At 71.6% G+C, this 19,330-nt stretch carries 12 protein-coding genes; 7 read left to right on the top strand and 5 right to left on the bottom strand.

Annotation, left to right across the window (positions count from 1 at the left end; translation table 11 throughout):
• A partial coding sequence (efeB, locus tag EMA17_RS38325) for an iron uptake transporter deferrochelatase/peroxidase subunit (protein WP_126641816.1) occupies window positions 1-1,246 on the bottom strand: 1,246 nt, incomplete at its 3' end.
• Between the two features lie 116 nt (window positions 1,247-1,362).
• The gene (efeO, locus tag EMA17_RS38320; protein WP_174861495.1) at window positions 1,363-2,502 is read right to left on the bottom strand and encodes an iron uptake system protein EfeO; all 1,140 of its coding nucleotides are present in this window, start codon (window positions 2,500-2,502) and stop codon (window positions 1,363-1,365) included.
• 619 nt (window positions 2,503-3,121) lie between these two features.
• On the opposite strand from efeO, the gene EMA17_RS38315 reads away from it, so the two are divergent.
• The 4 genes from EMA17_RS38315 (at window position 3,122) to EMA17_RS38300 (ending at window position 8,392) form a co-directional block, all read left to right on the top strand.
• Window positions 3,122-4,369 carry a thiolase family protein gene (locus EMA17_RS38315; protein ID WP_126641815.1) on the top strand — a complete coding sequence of 416 codons (1,248 nt, stop codon included), beginning with the start codon at window positions 3,122-3,124 and terminating at the stop codon, window positions 4,367-4,369.
• Window positions 4,366-6,483: a 3-hydroxyacyl-CoA dehydrogenase NAD-binding domain-containing protein gene (locus tag EMA17_RS38310; RefSeq protein WP_126641814.1), complete on the top strand. Its 2,118-nt coding sequence runs from the start codon at window positions 4,366-4,368 to the stop codon at window positions 6,481-6,483. Before EMA17_RS38315 ends, EMA17_RS38310 begins: the two co-directional genes overlap by 4 nt.
• A 237-nt stretch (window positions 6,484-6,720) precedes the next feature.
• Window positions 6,721-7,224, top strand: coding sequence for a GNAT family N-acetyltransferase (locus tag EMA17_RS38305; protein ID WP_126641813.1), 504 nt, complete (start codon window positions 6,721-6,723; stop codon window positions 7,222-7,224).
• Between the two features lie 49 nt (window positions 7,225-7,273).
• Window positions 7,274-8,392, top strand: coding sequence for an LCP family protein (locus EMA17_RS38300; RefSeq protein WP_126641812.1), 1,119 nt, complete (start codon window positions 7,274-7,276; stop codon window positions 8,390-8,392).
• A gap of 4 nt (window positions 8,393-8,396) precedes the next feature.
• Here EMA17_RS38300 and EMA17_RS38295 read toward each other — a convergent pair whose 3' ends face one another.
• Window positions 8,397-11,231, bottom strand: coding sequence for a hypothetical protein (locus EMA17_RS38295; protein ID WP_126641811.1), 2,835 nt, complete (start codon window positions 11,229-11,231; stop codon window positions 8,397-8,399).
• Window positions 11,232-12,507: 1,276 nt separating this feature from the next.
• On the opposite strand from EMA17_RS38295, the gene EMA17_RS38290 reads away from it, so the two are divergent.
• From EMA17_RS38290 to EMA17_RS38280, 3 genes are all read left to right on the top strand, one after another.
• Window positions 12,508-13,317, top strand: coding sequence for an SDR family NAD(P)-dependent oxidoreductase (locus EMA17_RS38290; RefSeq protein ID WP_126641810.1), 810 nt, complete (start codon window positions 12,508-12,510; stop codon window positions 13,315-13,317).
• Between the two features lie 144 nt (window positions 13,318-13,461).
• Entirely contained in the window at window positions 13,462-14,580 is a 1,119-nt protein-coding gene (locus tag EMA17_RS38285; RefSeq protein WP_126641809.1) for an LLM class flavin-dependent oxidoreductase, read from the top strand.
• A 114-nt stretch (window positions 14,581-14,694) separates the two neighbouring features.
• Window positions 14,695-15,489, top strand: coding sequence for a hypothetical protein (locus EMA17_RS38280; protein ID WP_126641808.1), 795 nt, complete (start codon window positions 14,695-14,697; stop codon window positions 15,487-15,489).
• An 87-nt stretch (window positions 15,490-15,576) separates the two neighbouring features.
• On the opposite strand, the gene EMA17_RS38275 is transcribed toward EMA17_RS38280, so the two are convergent.
• Together EMA17_RS38275 and dxs are read right to left on the bottom strand one after the other, a co-directional pair.
• Entirely contained in the window at window positions 15,577-17,046 is a 1,470-nt protein-coding gene (locus tag EMA17_RS38275; RefSeq protein ID WP_126641807.1) for an amino acid permease, read from the bottom strand.
• A gap of 235 nt (window positions 17,047-17,281) precedes the next feature.
• Window positions 17,282-19,231: a 1-deoxy-D-xylulose-5-phosphate synthase gene (gene dxs, locus EMA17_RS38270; protein WP_126641806.1), complete on the bottom strand. Its 1,950-nt coding sequence runs from the start codon at window positions 19,229-19,231 to the stop codon at window positions 17,282-17,284.
• Window positions 19,232-19,330 lie beyond the last annotated feature (99 nt).

Below are 19,330 nucleotides of genomic sequence, written 5' to 3'. Positions count from 1 at the left end.
CGCCGCGCACGCCGCCCGGACACGCGAACAGGGCCGAGCCCACGTGCTGGATGTACTCGTTCATCGTGTCGTTCGAGGCCAGCCGCTGCTGGACCGGGATGAAGCCCTTGCGCGGGTCGCGCTGGTAGGCCAGGAAGAACAGGCCCGCCTCCAGCCGGCCGAGGCCGTCCGAGCCATCCACGAACGAGTAGCCGCGACGCAGGATGGTCGCGCCGTTGTTGGTGTCGGGGTGCGACAGCCGCACATGCGACTTCTCCGGCAGCGCCTTGAGCGGCACCACGTCGTGTTCGCCGGTCGCGCCCTGCGGCGCGCCCACACCCTTGGTACGGCCGATGACCTCCTCCTGCTCCTGCAGCGAGGTGCGGTCCCAGGTCTCGACGTGCATCCGGATCCGGCGCGCGACGAGGTAGGAGCCACCGGTCATCCACGCCGGGCCTTCGCCGGCCGGCACCCACACGTGCTCGCGCAGCCGGTCGGTCTCGGTGCCGGCGATGTTGCGCGTGCCGTCCTTGAAGCCGAACAGGTTGCGCGGGGTCATCGCCTCGGGCGTGGTCGACGACGTCTTGCCGAAGCCCAGCTGCGACCAGCGCACCGACACCACGCCGAAGCCGATCCGGGCCAGGTTGCGGATCGCGTGTACCGCGACCTGGGGGTCGTCGGAGCAAGCCTGGACCGCGATGTCGCCGCCGGAGCGCTGCGGGTCGAGCTTGTCCCCGGGGAACGCGGGCAGTTCGGCCAGCGCCTCGGGCTTCTTCGCGGCGATCCCGAAGCGGTCCCGGCCGTCCTTGGTGAACAGCGTGGGCCCGAACCCGACGGTGAGCGTGAGGTTGTTCGGCGGCAGACCGACGGCCTCACCCGTGTCGTCGGGCGGCGACTCGGGCACACCGCTGTCCGCTCCGGTCCCGATCTGCCTGCCCGCGGTCATCGCGGCCGCGGCGGCGGTCCACTGCCGGAGCATGCGCACCAGCTTGGCCCGGTCGTCGGTGATCACGTCGAACACGCAAAAGTGCAGCCGGTCCTGGACCGGGGTGGCGATGCCGGCCTGGTTCACGCCGTGGAAGTCCACCGCACCCGGGGTCGGCGTGGACGACTTGTCCTCGGTCCCGGTGACCGCGGTGGCCACCCCGCCCGCCGCGGCGGCGCCGACCACGAGCGCGCCCCCGGTCCAGCCCAGCAGCGCCCGCCGACTGAATCCGTCGCCCGACGACGGTTCGACCGCCTCGGCGACACGTTCGGTCTCGGTCATGGGCCCTCCCTAGGCTCGTGCGGTGCGGTCGGCTCGTACGGTTCGATCGGCTCGCGCGGTGCGATCGGCTCGCGCGGTTCGTGGTTCGCGACGGCGGGCGATGTCACGGGTCGACGTCACTGGGCGACGACGCCGGCAAGCTTCGACAGCGGCTCGCCGAGCGCGTTGACCGCGTCCGAGAGTTCCTTGCGCTTGGCCTCGTCGACCGTGTCGTAGGAGACGTAGCCCTCGCCCTGCTTGTACTTGAACAGCAGGCCCTGGATCTTGGCGAACTCGGCGTCGAGGGTGCCGGCCAGCGCCGCGTCCTTCTCCGCCACGTACGGCTTGAGCAGCTCGAAGGCCTTCTTGGCGCCGTCCACGTTGGCCGCGAAGTCCCACAGGTCGGTGTGGCTGAACGCCTCTTCCTCACCGGTGACCTTGCCGGTCGCGACCTCGTCGAGCAGGCCCTTGGCGCCGTTGGCGATCGAGGTCGGGGTGATGTCGACCGTGCCCACCTTCGACTGGAGCGTCTTCAGGTCGGCCATCAGACGGTCGGCGTATCCCTTCTCGACATCGGTGATCTGCCCGGTCGTCCACAGCGCCTTCTCGATGCGGTGCCAGCCGGACCACTCCTGCCCCGGTTCCAGGTCCGCCTCGCGCGCGTCCATCTGCGGGTCGAGGTCGCCGAAGCTCTCCGCGACCGGTTCGATGGTCTCCCAGCCCAGGCGCGACTTCGGGTAGAACTCCTTGGCCTTGGCCACGTCGCCGGCCTTGACCGCGTTCACGAACTCCGTGGCGAGCGGCAACATCTGCTCGACCGTGGTGTCGATGTACGTGCGGTAGTGCGCGACCGCCTGGGCGAGCCTGGGGTCGATCGGCTTCCCGGCGGGGGTGCCCGCGACGGTGACCTTCTGCCGGATGCCGTCGCCCTTCATGCCGGGCTTGCAGGCGACCTCGTAGCTGCCGGCCTTGATCTCGAAGTTCAGCGTGGCCGAGGTGCCGGGGCCGATGTTCTCCCGCTCGGTGACGATCCGGTCGCCCTGCGCGTAGACGTACAGCTCGGTGACCTGGTTGCCCTTGTTGGTCACCTTGATGCTGTTCTTGCCCGCGGGCCAGTCCTTCTTGGCGACGTCGCAGGACTTGTCCTTGGCGGTCACCTTGACCGCGTCGCCGGAGGAGTCGTCGCTGCTGCACGCGGTCAGCGCGAGCGGCAACGCCAGCAACAACCCGACACCCAACGCGCGGGTGGCGGCGGGGCGACGACGGACGACAGACATGAACTCTCCCGGGGACGAGACAGGCGAAGACGGGTCGAAGCCCGGCAAACGAGCAAAAAGCAGGACGTGCGGGACACACGGAAGGGCGTGGTGGTGCCGTATAAAACGGACGAAAGGCAACTATTAGGCAAGGCTAACCAAGCCTAGGCTTGGCTTATTTTGTCAGCCGAATGACCCCATACAGTCAAGGCGAAGTAAAGGCCCACGGCGGCGAACGTGGATCACGTCACGTGCGCCTCGGGGCCTTTGGCGCGGCAAAGCATGGCAAGACCGATATGTACGTAAGGTCGTGCCAAGTCCGTTCAACGTGGAGTGCCCGCGACCCGATCCCGACCACCGCCGGCGAGGGTCCGCAGGGCGGTTCGAGCGGATCATCCCGATCGCCGCCTCCGCCCCGATCGCCGCTTCCGCCCTCCTCGTCGCCTCAGGCCCACTCGCCCCCTACCGCCCGACCGCGATCCCGCCGCCGCTCGCGGCCGGCGGCCCGGTGCACCCGCGGCCGACCCGCCGGCGGGCGCGGTCGGGACGCGCCGACGAGCCGATGGGGACCGCGGGCTAGGCCACATGGTTACTCATGAGTAGCATGGGGCCGTACCCATCGGTGGAGGAGTGTGCGCTCGTGCCTCGTAACGTCCGGGACGTCGTCTTCGTAGACGGCGTCCGTACCCCCTTCGGCAAGGCCGGCCCCAAGGGCATCTACCACGAGACGCGAGCCGACGACCTCGTCATCGCGTGTATCCGTGAGCTGATGCGCCGCAACCCGTCGCTGCCGCCGGCGCGCGTGGACGAGGTCGCGATCGCGGCCACCACGCAGATCGGCGACCAGGGCCTGACCATCGGCCGCACCGCCGCGCTGCTGGCCGGGCTGCCGCGCGAGGTGCCCGGCTACGCGATCGACCGCATGTGCGCGGGCGCGATGACCGCGGTCACCACGGCCGCCGGCGGCATCGCCTTCGGCGCCTACGACGTGGTGGTCGCCGGCGGTGTCGAGCACATGGGCCGACACCCCATGGGCGAGGGCGCCGACCCGAACCCGCGGATCATCTCCGAGCAGTTGGTGGACCCCTCCGCGCTGGTCATGGGCAACACCGCGGAGAACATCCACGACCGCTTCCCGCAGCTCACCAAGGAGCGTGCGGACCGGTTCGCCGTGGGCAGCCAGGAGAAGGCCGCCAAGGCGTACGCCGACAACCTGATCCAGCCCGACCTGGTGCCGGTCGCGGCCCGTTCGGTGGAGCAGGGCTGGGGCCTGGCCACGGCGGACGAGCCGATGCGCCCGGGCACCACCCTCGAGGGCCTGGCCGCGCTCAAGACCCCGTTCCGCCCGCACGGCCGGGTCACCGCGGGCAACGCGGCCGGCCTCAACGACGGCGCGACCGCGTGTCTGCTCGCCGCCGAGGACACCGCGCGCGAGCTGGGCCTGCCGATCAAGATGCGCCTGGTGCAGTTCGCGTTCGCCGGCGTCGAGCCCGAGGTGATGGGCATCGGCCCGGTCCCGGCCACCGAGAAGGCGCTGGAGCGCGCCGGGCTGAGCATCGACGACATCGGCCTGTTCGAGCTGAACGAGGCGTTCGCGGTCCAGGTGTTGTCCTTCCTGGACCACTACAAGATCGCCGACGACGACCCGCGCGTGAACAAGTACGGCGGCGCGATCGCCTTCGGCCACCCGCTCGCCTCCTCCGGCGTGCGGCTGATGACCCAGCTCGCGCGCCAGTTCGAGGCGCACCCCGAGGTCCGCTACGGCCTGACCTCGATGTGCATCGGGCTCGGCATGGGCGGGACCGTCATCTGGGAGAACCCGAACTGGACCGGGGCCGACGCGGACGCCACCACCGCCGGCGCGAACTCCGAGGGGAACGACAAGTGAGCGACCTGACCCGACTGGCCGCCGAGGTCTTCCCGGACGAGCTGGTCTCGCACTTCCCGGTGCGTGTGCTCGACCTCCCGAACGGCGCCGGAAAGTTCGCGCTGATCACCATCGACAACGGCTTCGACCACACCAAGCCGAACACCTTCGGCCCGGCCGGCCTGGCCGAGCTCGGCGCCGCGATCGACACGATCGAGGCGCTGGCCGCGGCGGGCGACATCGTCGCGGCCGGGGTGACCGGCAAGCCGTTCATCTTCGCGGTCGGCGCCGACCTCAAGGGCGTCGAGAAGGTCACCGACCGCGGGCACGCGCACGCCATCGGCAAGGCCGGTCACGACACGTTCAAGCGGCTGACCGCGCTGTCCGTGCCCACCTTCGCGTTCTACAACGGCGCAGCGATGGGCGGCGGCGTCGAAATCGGCCTCGCCTGCACGTACCGCACCATCTCCACCGCGGTGCCCGCCTTCTCGCTGCCCGAGTGCTTCCTGGGCCTGGTCCCGGGCTGGGGCGGCTGTGTGCTGCTGCCGAACCTGATCGGTCCGGACAACGCGGTCACGGTGATCATCGAGAACGCGCTGAACCAGAACCGTCAGCTCAACGGCCCCAAGGCCTTCAAGCTGGGGATCGCGGACGCGCTGGTGGACTCGGCCGACTTCCTGGCCCGGTCGCTGGTGTGGGCGGGCAAGGTCGTCTCCGGCGAGATCGTGGTCGAGCGCCCGGAGATCGACCGCGGCGCCGGCTGGGACGCCGCCGTCGCGCGGGGCCGGGCGATCGCCGACTCGAAGGTGCACGGCGCCTCCCCCGCGCCGTACCGCGCGCTGGAGATCATCGACGCGGCCCGCGACGGTGACGTGCAGGCCGGTTTCGACGCCGAGGACGACGCGCTCGCCGACCTGATCATGGGCGACGAGCTGCGCGCCGGGCTGTACTCGTTCAACCTGGTGCAAAAGCGTGCCAAGCGACCGGCGGGTGCCCCCGACCGGAAGCTCGCCCGCCCGGTCACCAAGGTCGGCGTGGTCGGCGCCGGACTGATGGCCTCCCAGCTCGCGCTGCTGTTCGCGCGCCGCCTGCGGGTGCCGGTCGTGCTGACCGACATCGACCAGGAGCGGGTGGACAAGGGCGTCGGCTACGTGCACGACGAGGTCGACAAGCTGCTGCTGCGAGGGCGCGTCTCGGCGGACGCCGCGAACCGGCTCAAGGCGCTGGTGACCGGCTCGCTGACGAAGGACGCGTTCGCCGACGCCGACTTCGTGATCGAGGCCGTGTTCGAGGAGATGGCGGTCAAGCAGCAGGTGTTCGCGGAGGTCGAGGCGGTGGTCTCGCCGACCTGCGTCCTGGCCACCAACACCTCGTCGTTGTCGATCACCGAGATGGCCTCGAAGCTGGCCCACCCCGAGCGGGTCGTCGGCTTCCACTTCTTCAACCCGGTCGCGGTCCTGCCGCTCCTGGAGATCGTGCGCGCGGAGCAGACCGACGACGGTGCGCTCGCCACCGCGTTCGCCGTCTCCAAGCAGTTGAAGAAGACCTCGGTCCTGGTCAAGGACGCCCCCGCGTTCGTGGTCAACCGCGTGCTGACCCGCTTCCTGGGCGAGGTGCTGGCCGCGGTGGACGAGGGCACCCCGATCGAGGTCGCCGACAACGCGCTGGCCCCGCTGGGCCTGCCGATGTCGCCGATGGTGCTGCTCGAACTGGTCGGCCCGGCGATCGCGGCCCACGTGGGCGGCACCCTGCACGGCGCCTTCCCGGACCGGTTCGGCGTGTCACCGAACCTGGAGCGCGTGGTCAAGGCGGGCAAGCGCTCGTTCCTGACCTGGGCCTCGGGCGCGCAGGAGGTCGACCCGGAGGTGGTCGCGCTCCTGGAGGTGGGCGACTCGCCGTCCACGGAGGAGCAGGTCCGCGACCGCGCGCTGGCCGCCCTGGCCGACGAGATCGACCGCATGCTCGAGGAGGGCGTCGTCGCCGCCCCGCAGGACATCGACCTGTGCATGATCACCGGCGCCGGCTGGCCCTTCCACCTGGGCGGCATCACCCCGTACCTGGACCGCGCGGGCGTCACCGAGAAGACCCTCGGCAAGCGCTTCCTGCCGGCGGGCACGGCTTCGGTCCCGCGGTAGTCGCGACGGTGTTTCACGAAGGGGCGGCCCGCCTGGCGGGTCGCCCCTTCGGCGTACCTGCCGGAGCCGTCCCGGTCCCGGCGAGGGGCGTGGGCGTGGACGGGGGCGCGGGCGCGGGCGCGGAGGGGGGCGCGGACGGGTACGGGGGCGGGCACGGAGGGGGGTCGCGGGCGCGGACGGGGGGTCGCGCCGGTGGGCGCGGTGGGCGCGGTCTCGGCGGCGGCCACAATGGTGATCATGAGTGATGCGATGCGTGGGGCCTCGGTGCGCGACCTCGAGCGGTTGCGGGAGATCGAGGTCGCGGCCGGGGCGCGTTTCCTGGATGCGGGGATGCCGGAGATCGCGGCGGACGAGCCGTTGTCCGTCGAGGAGTTGGACGCGTATCGCACCGGCGGGCGCTGCCTGGTGGTCGGCGAGCCGGCGCTGGCCTACGTGATCTGGGACCTCGTGGACGGGGCCGCGCACATCGAGCAGGTCTCGGTACATCCCGACGGCGCGCGGCGCGGTCTGGGGCGGGCGATGATCGATCGGGTGCAGGCGGATACCGGGCTCGCGCTGACGTTGACCACGTTCCGGGATGTGGCCTGGAACGCCCCCTACTACGCGCGGATCGGGTTCCGCACGCTCGCCTCGGCCGAAGTGACGCCGGGTTTGGCGGCGATCCGAGCACACGAGGCGGCGCTCGGACTCGATCGTTGGCCCCGGGTGTGCATGCGCCGTCCGATCTCGGATCAGCACTGATCCGCGAATCCCCTGCCATTTCCGACAGTTGGTCCGCTAACTTCTGCGCATGAAGGATGCGCCGGATGCGACGGGCGAGTCGGCCGAGGCCGACGAAGCAGACACAGCGAGTGAGTCGGCCGACCCCGACGAGGCGGACAGAACGAACGATTCGGCCGACGGGGCGGAGGGGCAGTTCGAGCCGGCCCCGGCGCCCGCGCGCGAGCCGTGGTCGCGCCGGCGCAAGGCGGCCGTCGCCCTGGTCGGTCTGCTGACCCTGTCGTTGCTGGTGGTCGGCGGGTGTACGGCCTGGCTGCTGTACTCGCTGAACTCCAACATCAAGCGCATCGACGGCGTGTTCGACCGGTCGGGCATCCCCGCCGCCGGGCCGCGTCCGCCGGCCGATCCCGCCGCCGGCCGGGCGCTGAACATCCTGCTCGTGGGCATGGACGCGGCGGCGGCCGGCGCCGACCCCGAGGCGCTGCAGGGGCGGCGCAGCGACACCATGATGATCCTGCACCTGCCCGCGGGCCGGGCGTCCATCTCGGCGATCTCGCTGCCGCGCGACGCGTGGGTTTCCATCCCGGGGCACGGCGAGGCCAAGCTGAACGCGGCCTTTTCGTGGGGCGGGCCGGCACTGCTGGTGGCCACGATCGAAAATCTGACCGGTGTGCGGATCGACCACTACGCGGCGGTGGACTTCGGCGGGTTCAAGGGCATGGTCGACGCGCTCGGCGGGGTGTCCGTGGACGCCGACCAGGGCCGGACCAGGCTGGACGGCACCAAGGCGCTGGAGTTCGTCCGGCAGCGCTACGGGCTGCAGCGCGGCGACCTCGACCGGGTGGCACACCAGCAACAACTCCTGGGCGCGATCGCGAAGCAGATCACCGCGGAGGGGGTGCTCGGCAGTCCGCTGCGCACCGAGAACCTGCTGCAGTCGCTGACCAAGTCGCTGACGGTGGACGACAATCTGAACTTCAAGGCACTGCTCGACCTGGCCACCGATCTCAAGGGCATCGACGAGTCCGACCTGGCCTTTCGCACGGCGCCCGTGTCCGGCTTCGCCGAGCGCGGCGGCGGGCAGAGCGTGGTCCTGCTCGACGAGGCGCGATGCCGGGTACTGTTCGCCGCCGTCCGCGCCGACATCCCGTGGCCGGAGCCGGCCCCCGGCGAACTCTGGCGACCGTGACCGCTCAGCGCAGGCGGTGCAGGGCGCGGCGGGCGGCGCCGGCGACCGCGGGGTCGGGGTGGGTGGTCTCGGCGAACCGCAGGACGTCCTCGGCGCAGGGGTGGCCCATCGTCGCCAGCTCGCCGAAGACCACGTCCGCGCCCGGTCCCTGACTGCCCGTCACCTCGGTGAGCAGGCCCAGGACCGCCGCCTCGTGTCGGCCGAGCAGCGCCGCGGCGGCGTTGTCGGCGGTGAGCCAGGCGAGCGTGCGCAGCGTCGCGGGCGGTACGTCGCGGTCGTGGGTCAGCCGCCAGTTCCACACGTGCGGGGCCAGCGTGGGGTCGGCGCCGGCGTCGGCGAGGGCCTGTTCGACGGCGGCCTCGGGCAGGTCGGCGTCACCCACGTGAGCGAAGAGCATCAGCCGCTCGGTGGGTCCGGCGGCCCCCGCGACCGCGCACAGCTCGGACAGCGCGGCGTCGATCGGGCGGCAGCCGATCCAACTCGCGAACGTGCGTGTGGCGATCGGTCGCGGCCACGCCCCCATCGCGCCGAGCAGGCGGGCGCCCGAGGCGGCGGTGTAGTCGTCGACGGTGGCGACCGGCAGGCCCTGCTCGCGAAACATCCGGTGCACGAGGGTGCCGCCCAGGCCGGTGAGGGTGATGCCCTCGGCGGTGCGCCGGACGATGCCGAGCGCGGCCAGGCGGTCGGCGAGCAGGATCACCCCCGCCCGGACCCGGGCCAGCACCTCGCCGGACCACTCGACGGGGGAGGCGGACGTCCCCGACGCGGGCGAGTGCGGGTGCGGGTGCGGGGGTGACGGGGGCGGGGACGCGGTCGCGGGCGCAGGTGCGGTCGCCGGCGCGGTCGCCGGCGGGTGCGGGGGTGACGGTGGAGCCGGCGGGGGCACAGGCGTGGTCGCCGGCGGGTGCGGGGGCGACGCGGATGCCGGCGGGTGCGGGGGTGACGGTGGGGCCGGCGCAGTGTCGGGGCCATCCGTCCCGCACAGGCGACCCATCTCGCCGACCAGGTCGGGCGCGTCCAGGATCCGTCCCAGCGCGAAGGCCTCGTCGTCGGCGGGCGGCTCGGGTGGCAACATCCGCACCACGTGGTCGAGGTCGCGGCGCACCGCGAGGCCGACGAACAGCGACACCGGGAGCGGCCCGCCGAGTTGCACCAGCCCGGTGAACAGCGACGCGGCCAGCCCCTCGGGGACGTCCCAACGCTCGTCGTGCGCCTCCCCGAACGTCGCGTTGTCCTCGGCCACCACCACCATCGCGCGCGCGGCCAGCGCGATCAGCTCGCCGTCGTCCCCCTCGCGCCACACCCGCAGGCCGTCCGCGACCCGCACCGCGCCGTCGTTCGGCACCAGCAGCCCGGTGCCGATCGCGAGCGTCCACCGCCGGTGCAGCGCATGCTCGTCCCGGGCGGTACGGGGCGGCCCCTCGGCCCGCGCCGGCTGCCGGGGGATGCCGAGTTCGGCCATGACGCAGTCGGCGACCGCGGTCGCCAGTACCCCCTCGTGGGTGATCGGCAACGGCCCGTGCCGCTCGACGTACTCCGCGAGCGCGGCCGCCTGCGCCATCAACGGCGACATCCGCGCGGCCAACGCGCACTCGGATCGGGGCGGCACGTACAGCGGCGGCAGCGCGGGTTCGTCGCAACCGCCCGGGCCGGTGATCGGGGCGGGCACGCCCAGTTCCAGGAAGCGGGTGCGCAGCCCGTACATCCCCAACGGGGTCAACCGCACCGCCATGAACGGCGCCCCGCCACCCACCAGCTCACGGATCTCCAGCACGCCGAACGCCCGCAGATCGTCCATCTGATGCGCCAATGACAGACCGGTGAACAGCGCCGGGTCGGCGACCGCGGGCGACCGGGGCCGCCCGTCGGGCGTGTACGAGAGCAATTCGAACAGCCCACCCATCGGCACCCACCGACCCGCGTGGTCGTACAACTCCCGCAACAACTCGCGGATCACATCGCCGCCGCGCAGCACGTGCGCGGCCCGCCGCACCTCGGGTCGTCCGGTGGCCTCGCCGACCGCGACGCCCTCCCACAGGCTCGACCACACCCGCAGGACGTCCCCGGGTCGCCCGACCGCCAGCGCCCGGGCAAGCTCGCCGGCGGTCGCGACCGTACGCCCGACCTCGATCAGGCCGGCCGTACACGCGATCGACCACACCTGGTGCAACGGCTCCACGTCGCGCGCACTGCGCACGCCGGCGACCGGTTCGTCGATGCCGAGCAGCCGCACCGCCTCGGCCGCGGGCGCCAGTCGCAGAACCCCGGTCGCGGTCACCGGACGCCCGCGACCGACCCAGCGGGCAAGGGTGAGGGCGGCGGCGAACGACGGCGCGGCCGAGGCGGCCCGAGCCAACTCCCGCTCGTCCGGCAGCCGCACCGCCGGCAACGCCCGCCCCCGCCCGGGCCCGGTCGCATAGCCCGCCACGAACAACTTCTTCGCCGAGCCCCACCGCCGCGAGTCGGCCATCCTCGCCGGCAATTCGCCCTCGTGCCGATCCAGCACCTCGAACAACGGGACGAGCCGGTCGCTGTCCGGGTGCAGCGGACCCTGCTCGCGCAGAAACTCCAGGAACAACCGCAGCGCGGGCACCACCAGCGCCACCGTGTCCTCGCGGGGCAGCGCGACATGCGCCGGCACCAGCGTCTCGAGCAGCGCGTTCAGATCGCCGGCCCGCCAGCGGGTGTGATCGTCGAGCCGCAGGCACGCGACCCGCAGATCGAGCAGAGTGCCGAGGACATCGATCATCCGCTCGGCATCCCGGGCAGGCCGACCGACCCGCGCGAGCCACGTTCCGAAGTCGGCCACGATGCCGCAGGAATCGGGAGATAGCGCCACGTCGCAGAGCGTAGTGAGCACCATCACCGGCCCGCATGGATTTCGGACAATCCATGCGAACCACCGGTGACCCCTGCCCCGCCGGCGAACGAGCACCACATGCGCCCCATGCTCCGGCCCCGTACACACGCAACCGAACAACCCACACACCCGCAGCCACGACCCCGAGCACCCTCGAACAGCCGCCGCCCACGCCTGCGGAAACGCCTCAGCCAGAACCGGCCCCGGCACGTACCAAACGAAAGACACATGCACCCGCGAGGCGGCCTCAGGCGGGTGACGAATGGCGAGTGCGCCCGCAGGGACGACCTCGACCGCCGGCGCCGGCACCTGCAGGGGCAACCTCGGCCGAGCAACACCGCACCCGCCGGCGCTACCACCCGCACGCGCCGGCAAGCCACACCTACGCCCACGCGGGCACCCTCCGGCGGACACCGACCGCACTTGCGGGAACAACCTCGACCGCCTGCGCCTGCAGGGGCGACCCCAGCCGAGCGACACCGCACCCGCCGGCGCTACCACCCGCACGCACCGGCAAGCCACACCTACACCCACGCGGGCACCCTCCGGCGGACACCGACTGCGCGTGCGGGGACGACCTCGACCGCCTGCGCCTGCAGGGGCGGCCTCGGCCGAGCGACACCGCACTCGCCGGCGCTACCACCCGCGCTCGCCGGCAAGCGACACCTGACCCCACGCGGGCGCCCTCCGGCGGACACCGACTGCGCTTGCGGGCAGGAGGAGCCTGCAAGGCCGACCTCGGGCCCCTGCGACCACAGGACCGCCCTCGGACTCCAGCAGCTGCGAGGGCAAACTCGGACTCCGGCGACCACACGGGCGACCTCCGGCTACCGGCGACTGCGGGGCAACCTCGGACTCCGGCGACCGCGAGGGTGGCCTCGGGCTTCGGCGGCTGCGAGGGCAACCGCGGCCGCCTGTGGTCACCCACGCCTGCGGGGCCGGTGGCAGCAGCCCCGGGCACGATCGCGGATACGGATGCGGATACGGATGCGGGTGCGTGGGCGGTCGTCGGGGCGTTGCGGGTGCGGTCGTGGGGGTGGTTCGCGCCGGTGATGTCCGCCACTTTTGACTGACACACCGTCAGATCACCTGCGCCCCTGCGGCGACATCGATGCCCCGGAACGGAAAAAGACGCCTGTCTCCCTTCAGGTGACGGGTCGTCAGGTGGCATGGTGACCCCAGCGCAGAGCACGGCCCGCGATGGGCGGCCCCGCGCCGAGGCGACAACGTACGCGATCCACAGTGAGGTGCCCCCGTGCTGCTCGACCCTTCCGCCGCCCTGCTCACCGATCGAGTGGCCGTGGTCACCGGCGCGGCCCGGGGCATCGGCGCGGCGACGGCCCTCGCACTCGCCAGGTTCGGCGCCGACGTCGCCGTCTGCGACCGCGAGCCCACCGGTCTCCGGGAGACCGCCAAGGCGATCGAGGCCACCGGCCGGCGGGCCTTCGCGATGGAACTCGACGTCCGCGACGGCGACGGCGTCGCACGTTTCCTCCACGACGCCCACACCGCCCTCGGCCCGCTCGACGTCCTCGTCAACAACGCCGGCGGCGGCTTCTGGTCGCCGTTCCTGGATGTCCGTCCCAAGGGCCAGAGCGCACTGGTCGACGAGAACTTCACCTCGGTCACGCACGTGATCCGACACGGCGCCCCGCTCATGCGCGACGGCGGCTCGATCGTCAACGTCACCAGCATCGAGGCGTTCCGCGCCGCGCCCGGCTTCGCGGTGTACGCCGCGATGAAGGCCGCCGTCGAACAACTCACCAAGTCGCTCGCGCTCGAACTCTCGCACCGCCGCATCCGGGTCAACTGCGTCGCCCCCGACGCCATCCCCACCCCCGGCGACGCCGGTCTCGCGGAGACGTTCGAAACGGCCGAGGGCGCGTACGACTACGGCGCCAAGGTGCCCCTGGGCCTCGGCGAGGCCGACGACTGCGCCGCCCCGATCGTCTTCCTCGCCGGCGACCTCGCCCGCTTCGTCACGGGCACCACCCTGCACGTCGACGGCGGCACCATGGCCGCCTCCGGCTGGGTCCGTCGCCCGGACGGCACCTTCACCCCCTGACCCCGCCGCCCCCGCCGCCCGCACCCGCCGGCGCCCGCCAGAGCCCGCCGGCGACCCCTCGCGACCGCCCCGCCCCGCTCCGCCCCGAACCACCCGAGCACACCGACCGACCACCCGCCCCGACCGCGGAACTGGGAGAGTGCAATGGAATTCGGCATCTTTCTTCAGGGCTACAACCCGGCGTTCCGACGCGAGGGGAACCCGAACGCCGAACACGAAGCCCTGATGAACGACATGGACTTCGCGATCGCCGCCGACCGGGCCGGATTCAAGTACGCGTGGCTGAGCGAGCACCACTTCCTCGACGAGTACTCGCACCTGTCCGCCAACGACGTCATGTGCGGCTACCTCGCACACGCGACCGAGCGCATACACATCGGCTCCGGCATCTTCAACCCGCTCCCCCAGGTCAACCACCCGGCCAAGGTCGCCGAACGCGTCGCGATGCTCGACCACCTCACCCGCGGCCGCTTCGAGTTCGGCACCGGACGCGGCGCCGGCAGCCACGAGATCCTCGGCTTCCTCCCCGGCATCGAGGACATGTCCGAGACGAAGGCGATCTGGGAGGACGTGATCCGCGAGTTCCCGAAGATGTTCCTCCAGGACGTCTACGAGGGCTACCAGGGCACCTACTGGCAACTCCCACCGCGCCGGATCCTGCCCAAGCCGTACGGCAAGTCGCACCCCGCCATGTGGTACGCCGCCGGCAGCCCGCCCTCCTACCTGATGGCCGCGCGCATGGGCCTGGGCGTCCTCGGCTTCTCGATCGGCGACCCGGCGAGCGCCGAGCAACTGGTCGCCGGCTACAAGCGCGAGATCGTCAACGCCGAACCGATCGCCGACTTCGTCAACGACAACGTACTCGCGGTCAGCACCGGCTTCGTCGCGGAAACGAAGGAACGCGCCATCGCCAACGCCGTCGCCGCCCGGCCGATGTACCTCACCAGCAACGTCTTCCGCTACCACGACACCTTCCCGCACCCCGAGGGCATCCCCTACTGGCCCGAGACGATGCCCGACCTGACCCCCGAACTGGTCGAGTTCGCCGCCGACGCCGGCGCGCTGATCTGCGGCGACCCGGACGGCGTCCTGGACGCGGTGCGCGCCTACGAATCGGTCGGCGTCGACCAGCTCGTCCTCGGCCTCGGCTGCGACGACCGCGAGAACACGCTCGAGACCATCGAACTGTTCGGCCGGCACGTCATCCCCAAGCTCGACACCGACCCCGAACACCGCACCACCCGCTTCCGCCGGCAAGCCTGACCGCCGGCGGCCCGGGCCACCCGCCCCGACCACCGGCCCCACCATCCGGCCCCGGTCCCCCGACCGGCCCCGTCCCGACACGAGTCACCGCACGACCCGAAAGGCAGTCACGTCATGAGCTTCGCCGAATACCCGATCCGGGTGGGCAGCATGCTGTTCACCGCCGTGGACCCCGAGCGCGGCCACGAGGTGAGCTACAACCGCTGGTACGAGCGCGACCACTATTACGCCGGCTGCATGATCGGCCCCGGCCTGCTCGCCGGCAGCCGCTGGGTGGCCACCGCCGACCTCAAGGCGCTGCGCTTCCCGGCCGACAGCGACGTCGTACCCGCCATCGGGGCCGGCTCCTACGTCGCGATCTACTGGATCAACGACGGCCAGTTCGACGAGTGGAACGCGTGGGCCGTCGACCAGGTCAACTGGCTCTACGGCAACGACCGCGGCTTCCGGCACCGGGTGCACGCGCACACCGCCATGTACCTGCACGACAGCCGCTGGTATCGCGACGAGGACCCGGTCCCGCTGGAACTCGCGCTCGACCGCAACTACCAGGGCCTGGTCTCGCTCGCCGTACAGCGCGAGGAGGGCGTCTCGCAGGAGGACCTGGAGAAGTGGTTCTCCACCCACCTGCCGGACTTCCTCCGCGAGTCCCCGATCGCCTCGGTCGCCGCCTGGACCGCGGTCCCGCTCAAGGACGACGCGCCCGCCTTCGTCCCGCGCGACCCGAACGCCGCCACACGCAGCATGCAGCTCTACTTCCTCGAGGGCGACCCGCGCGAGAGCTGGGACGCCTTCCGCGAGTGGGCCGCGCGCATCGACGCCTCCGGCATCGGCCGGGTCACCTACTGCGCCCCGTGGATCCCCACCGTGGTCGGCACCGACACGTACACCGACCGACTCTGGGACTGACCCGCCCCCGCCACCGCGCCGTCGGCGGGCTCGGATCCGAACGAACCCGGACCCGACCCGTCGACGGCACGGCAACCGGCCCACGCGTCAACGCAGTCGGCTGTGCCTGGTCCCGTAGAAGAAGTAGACGGCGAACCCGGCCACCATCCACACCAGGAACCGCAGCCACGTCTCGCCACTGAGGTTGATCATCAACCACAACGTGGCCAGCATCGACAGGATCGGCAACCACGGCACGAACGGCACCCGGAACGCCCGCGGCAACTCCGGCCTGGTCCGGCGCAGGATCAACACGCTCGCCGCGACCACCAGGAACGCGAACAGCGTCCCGATGTTGACCATCACGTCGATCTCGTGGATCGGGGTGAACCCGGCGATCGCCGCGACCACCACCGCGATCAGCATCGTACTGACGTGCGGCGTGCCGAACTTGGGATGCACCCTGGCGAACAGCGGCGGCAGCAGCCCGTCCCGGCTCATCGCGAAGAAGACCCGGCTCTGCCCCATCATCAGGATCATGCACACGGTGGTCAGCCCGGCCACCGCGCCGATGCTGATGATCGTCGCGATCCAGCCCTTGTCGACCGACCGGAACGCCTCCGCCAGCGGGGCGGCGGAGGACAACATGTCGTAGCGCTGCATCCCGACCACGACCAGCGACACCGAGACGTACAGGATCGTGCAGATCACCAGCGAGCCGAGGATCCCGATCGGCATGTCGCGCTGGGGTTTGCGGGTCTCCTCGGCGGCGGTGGCGACCACGTCGAAGCCGATGTACGCGAAGAACACCAGCGCCGCGCCGGAGAAGATCCCCATCGCGCCGTAGATCTGCGGCTCGAACCCGAACAGGGTCTGTACCAGCGGCGCCTTGAGCCCGCCGTGACCGGACGCCGGCGGCCGTGAATCGGGCACGAACGGGTTGTAGTTGCCGGACTTGACGAAGAACAGCCCGGCGAAGATCACGAGCAGCACGATCGCGATCTTGATGGTGACCATCACCAGATTGAACCGCGCCGACAACTTGACCCCGAAAACCAGGATCACCGCGACCCCGAGCACCAGCAGCAGCGCCGGCAGGTTGACCTTGCCCCCGTCGCCCGGCGCGGCCGTGATCGCCTCCGGCAGTTCGAGACCCGCCTGTGAGAGCAGCGAGTTCAGATACCCCGACCAGCCGATCGAGACCACCCCGACGCCGAGCGCGAGTTCGAGGATCAGGTCCCATCCGATGATCCACGCGGGTAATTCGCCGAGCGTGGTGTAGGAGAACGTGTACGCGGAACCCGCCACCGGGACCGTCGACGCGAACTCGGCGTAGCACAGCGCGGCGAGCCCGCAGACGAACCCCGCCAGCACGAAGGACAGCGCGACCGCGGGGCCGGCGTAGTCCTTCGCCGCCGTGCCGGTGAGCACGAAGATGCCCGTGCCGACCACGACGCCGACCCCGAAGACCATCAGGTCCAAGGCGGACAACTCCCGGCGCAGGCCGTGCCCTTCGGGTTCGTCGGTGTCCTGGATGGACTGTTCGATGTTCTTGGTCCGAAACAAAACGTTGGCCATGGCAACACCTCCTGGTGGCGGAGACCGTTGCCATGATCGGGGCTTTCACTCCTGTTTACGGGGGATCGATCCCCGGCGCGTCAGGGTGATCCCGATACTCGTCGCCGTCGCGCCCGCTCCTCGAAGGCGCCGCCCGCACCCGCGCCCGGACACGCGAAACGGCCCCGGGGCGCGGAACGGGAAGGTGTACCCCTCCCGTCCCGCGCCTCGGGGCCGTCGTGGCGCGAGCCCTCGGTCAGGCCGTCGTCTCGTGCTGCTCGGCGTCGGCTTCGGCGGTCTTGGACGCGATCTCCTCGACCACCTGGCGCGAGATGTCCTGGGCGTTCAACCCGATCCGCGCCAGCACCTCGTTCCGCTCGGCGTGGTCGAGGAACTCCTGCGGGATGCCGAAGTCGCGCAGCGGTACGTCCACCCGGGCGTCGCGCATCGACTGGGCGATCGCCGCGCCGACACCGCCGGCGCGGCCGTTGTCCTCGATGGTGACCACGAGCCGGTGCCGGGCCGCGAGCGGCGCGAGGCCGGCCGGTACGGGCTTGACCCAGCGCGGGTCGACCACGGTCGCCGCGATGCCCTGGTCGGCGAGCCGGTCGGCGACCTCGATCCCGGTCTCGGCCATCTGCCCGACGGTCACGATCAGCACGTCGCCGCCCTCGCCGCCGCCGTTGCGCTCGGGGCCGGTGCGGCGCAGTACGTCCATGCCGTCGATCCGGCCGACCGCCTCGATGTCGGGGCCCACCGCGCCCTTGCCGAAACGCACCACGGTCGGCGCGTCGTCGACGTCCATCGCCTCGCGCACCTGCGCACGCACCTGCGCGGCATCACGCGGCGCGGCCAGGCGCAGCCCCGGCACGACCTGGAGGATCGACATGTCCCACATGCCGTTGTGGCTGGCCCCGTCCGGCCCGGTCACCCCGGCCCGGTCGAGCACGAACGTCACCCCGCACCTGTGCAGCGCGACGTCCATCAGGACCTGGTCGAAGGCGCGGTTGAGGAAGGTCGCGTACACCGCGACCACCGGGTGCAGCCCGCCGGTGGCCAGGCCCGCCGCCGAGGTGACCGCGTGCTGCTCGGCGATCCCGACGTCGAACACCCGCTCGGGATACTTCGCGGCGAACTTGTGCAGCCCGACCGGGATCAGCATCGCGGCGGTGATGCCCACGACGTCCTCCCGCTCGTCGGCGACGGCGACGATCTCGTCGGCGAACACCGACGTCCACGACGCGCCCGACTTCTTCACCGGCAGGCCGGTCTCGGGGTTGATCACACCCACCGCGTGGAACTGGTCCGCCGCGTCGTTGACCGCGTGCGCGTAGCCCTTGCCCTTCTGGGTGATCGCGTGCACGATCACCGGCCCGCCGAAGCCGCGGGCCCGGCGCAGCGCGTTCTCCACGGCCTCGACGTCGTGCCCGTCGATCGGGCCGACGTACTTCAGGCCCAGGTCCTCGAACAGGCCCTGCGGCGCGACCGCGTCCTTCAGGCCCTTCTTGGCGCCGTGCAGCATGTCGTAGACCGGGCCGCCGACGACCGGGGTGCGGCCCAGGACGCCCTTGCCCCACTCGAGGAACCGCTCGTAGCCGCGCGTGGTGCGCAGCGTCGCCAGGTGGTCGGCGAGGCCGCCCTGGGTGGGACCGTAGGAGCGCTCGTTGTCGTTGACGACGATGATCACCGGCCGGTCCTTGGCCGCGGCGATGTTGTTCAGCGCCTCCCAGGCCATGCCGCCGGTGAGCGCGCCGTCGCCGATCACCGCGACCACGTGCCGGTCGGTCTGGCCGCGCACCTGGTAGGCCTTGGCCAGGCCGTCGGCCCAGGACAACACCGTGGAGGCGTGCGAGTTCTCGATCACGTCGTGCTCGGACTCGGCGCGGCTGGGGTAGCCCGACAGGCCGTCGGCCTGACGGAGCCGGTCGAACCCGTCCTTGCGACCGGTCACGATCTTGTGCACGTAGCTCTGGTGTCCGGTGTCGAAGAGGATCTTGTCGCGCGGGGACTCGAACACCCGGTGCATCGCGATGGTCAACTCGACCACACCGAGGTTGGGACCCAGGTGTCCGCCGGTCTTGGCGACGGACTCCACCAGGAAGGTGCGGATCTCGTCCGCGAGCCGTGCGAGCTGCTCGGGCGAGAGGGCTTTGAGATCACGGGGTCCTCGAATGCCGTCCAGCAGGGCCACCCGTTCCTCCTTCATCGGATCCGTCACCGCCCCCACGGGTGTGCGTGCGGGAGAGGCGTCCATCGAGTCTAGACGCGGCGATGCCGACGGATGGTTCGCATCGACCCACCACGC

It is taken from the genome of Embleya hyalina (assembly GCF_003967355.1).
Classification (GTDB): domain Bacteria; phylum Actinomycetota; class Actinomycetes; order Streptomycetales; family Streptomycetaceae; genus Embleya; species Embleya hyalina.
This window is presented reverse-complemented; position numbering and strand designations above follow the sequence as displayed.

What these genes read in the sequence shown, in the direction of transcription:
- efeO (WP_174861495.1), bottom strand. Translation starts at nt 2,502, where the DNA reads ATGTCTGTCGTCCGTCGTCGCCCCGCCGCCACCCGCGCGTTGGGTGTC.
- EMA17_RS38305 (WP_126641813.1), top strand. Translation starts at nt 6,721, where the DNA reads ATGAGTGATGCGATGCGTGGGGCCTCGGTGCGCGACCTCGAGCGGTTG.
- EMA17_RS38300 (WP_126641812.1), top strand. Translation starts at nt 7,274, where the DNA reads ATGAAGGATGCGCCGGATGCGACGGGCGAGTCGGCCGAGGCCGACGAA.
- EMA17_RS38285 (WP_126641809.1), top strand. Translation starts at nt 13,462, where the DNA reads ATGGAATTCGGCATCTTTCTTCAGGGCTACAACCCGGCGTTCCGACGC.
- EMA17_RS38280 (WP_126641808.1), top strand. Translation starts at nt 14,695, where the DNA reads ATGAGCTTCGCCGAATACCCGATCCGGGTGGGCAGCATGCTGTTCACC.
- EMA17_RS38275 (WP_126641807.1), bottom strand. Translation starts at nt 17,046, where the DNA reads ATGGCCAACGTTTTGTTTCGGACCAAGAACATCGAACAGTCCATCCAG.
- dxs (WP_126641806.1), bottom strand. Translation starts at nt 19,231, where the DNA reads ATGAAGGAGGAACGGGTGGCCCTGCTGGACGGCATTCGAGGACCCCGT.